Source organism: Frankia sp. CgKIO3 (genome assembly GCF_977946435.1).
In genome coordinates this window covers 1-5433 of the sequence record NZ_CDWTMO010000219.1, presented here as the reverse complement: position 1 = coordinate 5433, position 5433 = coordinate 1, and the positions used below count along the sequence as shown (strand labels likewise).

The window sequence follows — 5433 nt, the reverse complement described above, 5'->3', positions numbered from 1 at the left end:
CCGACGCGGTGGAGATCATCTGACGCAGTGGGCGCAGGCCACGGGTCAGCCACACCCAGGCGAGCACGGCGATCGCGGCGAGCACCGCGAGACCCACCGCCACTTCGATCATCACCAGTCGGTGGACCGTCTCCGCGACCGGCTTCAGCGGCAGCGCGACGAGAACCCGTGGCCCGCGCGGACTGTCCCGGACGACCGCTCGGTACCGCTCCCGGTCGGCGATGACGGTGAACGGTGCGGCACCCCGGTCCCCGGCGGCGTCCAGCAGGGGCGTAGCCGGCGGCGTGGGAGTCACCGAACCCGCGATGCGCAGCACCGTCCCGTCCGTCCGTCGGATCTCCACCAGGTAGTCGGTCGGCGCCACGGCCCGCTCCACCCCGGCCCGGCCCAGCGCCTCCCACCGGGACAGATAGGCAGCAGCCGGCAGGCCGCCCAGCACCCGCGCGCGGGTGAGCTGCTGGTCGATCCGGTCGTCCAGGTAGGCACGCAGCGCGAACACGCTCGCCCCACCCACGATGACCAGTCCCAGTGCGGTCAGCGCGATCAGGCCGGACATCAGCTTCAGGCGGAGCGTCGCCGGTTGGACCCCGCCACCGGAAGGCGCAGCACGTAGCCAAAACCACGCTGGGTGTGGATGAGAGACGGGCCGTGCCGGCCGAGCTTGCGCCGCAGGTAGCTGACGTACTGGTCCACGATGGTCGGCTCGCCCGCGTAGTCGTAGCTCCACACCGCGTCGAGGATCTGGGTCCTGGACAGCACCCGGTTGGGGTTGGTCAGGAAGTACCGCAGCAGGGAGAACTCCGTCGGCGACAGGTCGATCGGCTCCCCGGCGCGGCGGACGAGATGGGCGTCCGGGTCGAGTTCCACGTCGGCGAACCGCAGCGGGGACGGCGGCACGGGTGCCGGCTCGGCCGGCGGAGGTGACGTCCGGCGCAGCACGGCCCGGACCCGGGCGACAAGCTCGTCGACGGCGAACGGCTTGGTGACGTAGTCGTCGCCGCCGTAGGTGAGGCCGGCGATCTTGTCCCGGTGGGCGTTGCGCGCGCTCAGGTAGACGACGGGTACCGGGTGCCCGTCCGCGCGCAACATCCGGCAGATCTCGAAGCCGTCGATGTCGGGCAGCATCACATCAAGGATCATCAGATCCGGCCGGGCCTCGACGGCCAACTCGAGCGCCGCCCGACCGGTGGTCGCGGTCAGAACGTCGAAACCATGGAAACGTAACGCCATCCGCAGCAGATCGACGATGTTCGGCTCATCGTCGACAACCAGCACACGCGGGGCAGTGGACATGTCCGGCTCCCTGGACGCGACCTCGATGCAGCGGGTGGACGGCGATGCGGGCGGCGATGTCGACATCGTCCGCGTCGAGTTCATCCGAGCATCATGAGAGTTCGGTGTGAGCCGGATGCCAACCGGGCGCGCCGGGACTGTCCGGCCGGGCGTCCTCGCCGGGCCTGGCAAGGATGCCCGCTCCCGCAGCGGGACTGCCTCGGCGGAACAGTTCCACGCTCGGTAATCCACACCCGCGGGACATGGTTAACACATGATCCCTCTGGAACAGTTCCCCAATGAAATCACTCACGGACATCGACCTGATACGCGATTTGGAGCCCGTCGCCGAGGCCAACCTGAACCGGCATCTCGGCGTCGCCGCCGAATGGATGCCGCACGAGTACGTACCCTGGGGCGAGGGCCGCGACTTCGATAGTCTCCCCTGGGAGCCCGGGCAGTCGAAGCTTTCCAAGATCGCGCAGATCGCGTTCGAGGTCAACCTGCTGACCGAGGACAACCTGCCGAGCTACCACCGGGAGATCGCGGACGCGTTCGGCCGGGACGGCGCCTGGGGAAGCTGGGTGCACCGGTGGACCGGTGAAGAGGGGCGCCACTCCATAGCGATGCGCGACTACCTCCTGGTCACCCGGGCGGTGGACCCGATCGCCCTCGAACGCAACCGCATGTACCAGATGGGCAAGGGCTACGACAGCCGGGACAAGTCCCCGCTGGAGGCAACGGCGTACGTCTCCTTCCAGGAACTGGCGACCCGGGTGAGCCACCGCAACACTGGCCGTTTCTGCGGGGAACCGATCGCCGAGAAGCTGCTCACGCGGGTGGCGACGGACGAGAACCTGCACATGATCTTCTATCGGAACGTGATCGCGGGGGCGCTGGAGCTCGACCCCTCGCGTACCGTGGTGGCCATCCGCGACGAGCTCGTCAACTTCCAGATGCCCGGCACCGGCATCCGTGACTTCGGCCGCAAGGCGATCCAGATCGCCCGGGCCGGCATCTACAACCTGCGCATCCACCACGACGACGTGGTGCTGCCGATCCTGCGTCACTGGCGGTTCTTCGACCTGGAGGGCCTGAATGGCGAGGCTGAGAAGGCCCGCGAGGAGGTCTCCGCCTTCGTCACCGGGCTCGACGCCCTCGCGACGCAGCAGGAAGCGAAGCTGGCGCGGACCACGGAACGTGCCACCCGGCGAGCCGAGGCGTTGGCCTCGGCCTAACGCATAACCTGCATAACCCAGAAATCCGGAAAATCCGGGATGGTCTCACTGCCCGTAGCGTCCCTACCGGGTGGTGAGGTGTTCGCAGATCGTGTCGATACCGGTCTCCCGGTCCACCACCAGCCACGGGGAGACCCAGCTCCGGGCCGCCAACTCCTCGTACATCCGCGCGCACCGCTCCTGCAGTCCGTCGTCGGACTCGAAGGTGTCCAGCGCCCGGCCCCGGTCGGCCCCGGCGCGGGCGAGCGTACCCGCCCGCGCCGTCCCCACCGGGATCCGCAGCAGGACCTGGAGATCGGGCACCGGCAGCGCGAGCGCGCCGAGTTCCAGCTCGGCGATCCAGGCGGGAAAGCTCTCCCGCTCGGTGGCCGGCAGCCGCGCCGCGCCGTACGCCGCGTTCGACGCCACGTAACGATCGATGATCACCAGATCATGTGTGCGGACGAGGGCGTCGAGTTCGGGACGGGAGTTGGCCCGGTCGAGCGCGAACATCATCGCGCTCGACCGGGGAGAGGCCGCGAGCGGCGCGAGCCGCGGATCGCCGGCCAGCAGGCCGCGCACCGCCGGGCCGAGAGGCTCGGTCGCATAGCGGGGATAGGCGAGCGTCGCGACGCTGCGGCCGGCGGCGGTGAGGCGAGCGACCAGCCGCCCGGTCAGCGTGTTCTTGCCCGCGCCGTCGACGCCTTCGATCGCGAGGATCACCCGCCTGGCACCTCCCCGCCACCGGCCGTCGTAAGCCCTTAGGCCGCAGCTTAACCGTAACAAGGATACAGCCCGTAACAAGGACACCACAAGGACACGTCGAAACCGATCGACCACCGGCCGGGCGCTTCCTCCTCCCGGCTGCGTCCCGGCCCGTACGCGGGATACGTCCAGTGGCGGATGTCGGCACGACGGCGGCTCGCTACCGTCGGAGGGATGGAGGCCAGGCGCGGCATCTTCCCGGTGATCGGTGACATCCTGTTCACCGCATTCACCGCGGCGGCGTTGCTCCGCGGTTCCGGGGAGGCGGGTGCCGACCAGGTGCCCCCCTCCCGGCCGTTGGATGCCTTCGCCTACGTGCTGCTCGCCCTGCTGGCCGCCGCCATCCCCCTGCGCCGCCGGGCCCCGTTGGCCATGCTCGTGGCCACGAGCCTGCTCCTCGGCGGCTACCTCGGCGCCGGCTACCCGCGCGGCCCCGCGTTCTTTCCCGTGATCGTGGCCGGGCTCGCGGTCGGGCTGCGCCACGACCAGCGGACGACGAGCCGAGCCGTGGGGGTCTGCGTTCTACTGATCTTCCTCGGCTCGGTCGTCGCGCTGCTGCGGGGATACGCCGATGGCGGCTGGAAGTTCGCCATCGCGATGATCGGGACGGCCGCATCCTGCACCGTTCCCGCGTTCGTGGGCGCCCTGATCAGACTCAACCGCATCGCCTCTGCGCAGGCCAAGGAGGAGGCGACCCGCCGCCGGATCGAACAGGAACGGCTGCGGATGGCTCGCGAGGTCCACGATGTCGTGGGCCACAGCCTGTCCATTATCTCCCTGCAGGCCGCGGTGGCGCTGCATGTGCTGGACCGGCGTCCCGAGCAGGCCCAGGTGGCCCTGGAGGCCATCCGCCGGACGAGCGTCGACGCGCTGGACGAGCTGCGGGCCACCCTGGCGCTCACCCGGGCCGGCCGGCGGGCGGACCCGGCCGCGGACGACGTCACTGCCACCGCTGCTGCTGCCACCACCGCTGCTGCCGCTGCCACGTCCTCGACGGATACCCCGGAGGGGACCGGCAGGGCCCGCGAGGCGCATGACGAGCCGCCCAGGACCCCGTTGACGGGACTCGGCCGACTCCCGAGCCTGCTGCGCGAGGTCCGGCTCTGCGGGGTGCCCGTCGAGCTCGTCACGCAGGGAGACTCCCGGGATCTCACGGGCCTGCCGGCGGACCTCGATCTGGCGGCCTACCGCATCATTCAGGAGTCGCTGACCAACGTGCTCCGGCACGGGGAGCCGAACGGAGTACGAGTGCGCGTCACCATGGGGATCATCGGCGGCCGGCTCGTCGTCGACGTCACCGACCAGCCGGGCACGGCCGCGCCCCCGCCGCTCCCCGGCGAGCCGCACGGCTGGCCGACCTCGACCGGCCACGGGCTCACCGGGCTGCGGGAGCGGGCCGCGGAGTTCGGCGGAAGCCTCACCGCCGGACCGGTCCAGGCCGGCGGTTGGCAGGTCCGGGCCGAGCTTCCGGTGCACACCGGCGGCGGCCGGACGCTCCCCGGCCGGGTGACGCGCTCGTGATCCGGGTGGCGGTGGCCGACGACCAGCCGCTGGTGCGGCTCGGGCTGCGGGTACTCATCGAGACCGAGGACGATCTGGAGCTCGTCGGCGAGGCCGAGGACGGCCGGGCCGCGGTCGAGCTCGTCCGCGCCACCCGACCCGACGTCGTGCTGCTCGACATCCGCATGCCGGTTCTCGACGGGCTGGCGACGCTGCGGACGATCGTCGAGGATCCCGGCCTGGCCGCCACCCGGGTCGTCATGGTCACCACCTTTGAGCTGGACGAATACGTCTTCGAGGCGTTGCGGGGCGGCGCCTCGGGCTTCGTGCTCAAGGACACCGAGCCCGCCGACCTGCTGCGGGCGATCCGGGTCGTCGCCGCGGGCGAGTCCCTGCTCTCCCCGACGGTGACCCGGCTCGTCATCGAGGCCTTCGCCCGCCGGCCAGCCGCCGTCGCCGCCCCGGACCTGCGCGGGCTAACCGTGCGGGAACGCGAGGTGATAAGCCTCGTCGGCCACGGGCTGTCCAACGACGAGATCGCCGCCCAACTGGTGATCAGTCCGGCGACGGCCCGCACCCACGTGAGCCGGGTGATGGTGAAACTGGCGGCGCGGGACCGAGCCCAGCTCGCCGTCCTGGCCCACCAGGCCGGCCTCGTCTGAGCCGGCTGGGCATACCC

Annotated in this window: 5 protein-coding genes and 1 pseudogene; 3 read left to right on the top strand and 3 right to left on the bottom strand. The window is 70.9% G+C overall.

The window, feature by feature from the left end; translation table 11 throughout:
* Both AC08OJ_RS18270 and AC08OJ_RS18265 read right to left on the bottom strand, forming a co-directional pair.
* Positions 1-556, bottom strand: a pseudogene (locus tag AC08OJ_RS18270) (sensor histidine kinase); the annotation flags it as partial.
* A 5-nt stretch (positions 557-561) separates the two neighbouring features.
* Complete coding sequence (locus tag AC08OJ_RS18265) at positions 562-1293, bottom strand: response regulator transcription factor (RefSeq protein WP_476594470.1); 732 nt, start codon at positions 1291-1293, stop codon at positions 562-564.
* Positions 1294-1571: 278 nt separating this feature from the next.
* On the opposite strand from AC08OJ_RS18265, the gene AC08OJ_RS18260 reads away from it, so the two are divergent.
* Complete coding sequence (locus AC08OJ_RS18260; RefSeq protein WP_476594471.1) at positions 1572-2510, top strand: acyl-ACP desaturase; 939 nt, start codon at positions 1572-1574, stop codon at positions 2508-2510.
* Positions 2511-2573: 63 nt separating this feature from the next.
* Here AC08OJ_RS18260 and AC08OJ_RS18255 read toward each other — a convergent pair whose 3' ends face one another.
* Positions 2574-3212 carry a dTMP kinase gene (locus AC08OJ_RS18255; RefSeq protein WP_476596366.1) on the bottom strand — a complete coding sequence of 213 codons (639 nt, stop codon included), beginning with the start codon at positions 3210-3212 and terminating at the stop codon, positions 2574-2576.
* Positions 3213-3428: 216 nt separating this feature from the next.
* Between AC08OJ_RS18255 and AC08OJ_RS18250 the strand changes: the two genes are divergently transcribed.
* Together AC08OJ_RS18250 and AC08OJ_RS18245 are read left to right on the top strand one after the other, a co-directional pair.
* Positions 3429-4775: a sensor histidine kinase gene (locus tag AC08OJ_RS18250; protein ID WP_476596365.1), complete on the top strand. Its 1347-nt coding sequence runs from the start codon at positions 3429-3431 to the stop codon at positions 4773-4775.
* The gene (locus AC08OJ_RS18245; RefSeq protein ID WP_476594474.1) at positions 4772-5416 is read left to right on the top strand and encodes a response regulator; all 645 of its coding nucleotides are present in this window, start codon (positions 4772-4774) and stop codon (positions 5414-5416) included. The genes AC08OJ_RS18250 and AC08OJ_RS18245 overlap by 4 nt, the downstream gene beginning before the upstream one ends.
* The last annotated feature ends 17 nt before the right edge of the window (positions 5417-5433 follow it).

What these genes read in the sequence shown, in the direction of transcription:
- AC08OJ_RS18260 (WP_476594471.1), top strand. Translation starts at nt 1,572, where the DNA reads ATGAAATCACTCACGGACATCGACCTGATACGCGATTTGGAGCCCGTC.
- AC08OJ_RS18265 (WP_476594470.1), bottom strand. Translation starts at nt 1,293, where the DNA reads ATGTCCACTGCCCCGCGTGTGCTGGTTGTCGACGATGAGCCGAACATC.
- AC08OJ_RS18250 (WP_476596365.1), top strand. Translation starts at nt 3,429, where the DNA reads ATGGAGGCCAGGCGCGGCATCTTCCCGGTGATCGGTGACATCCTGTTC.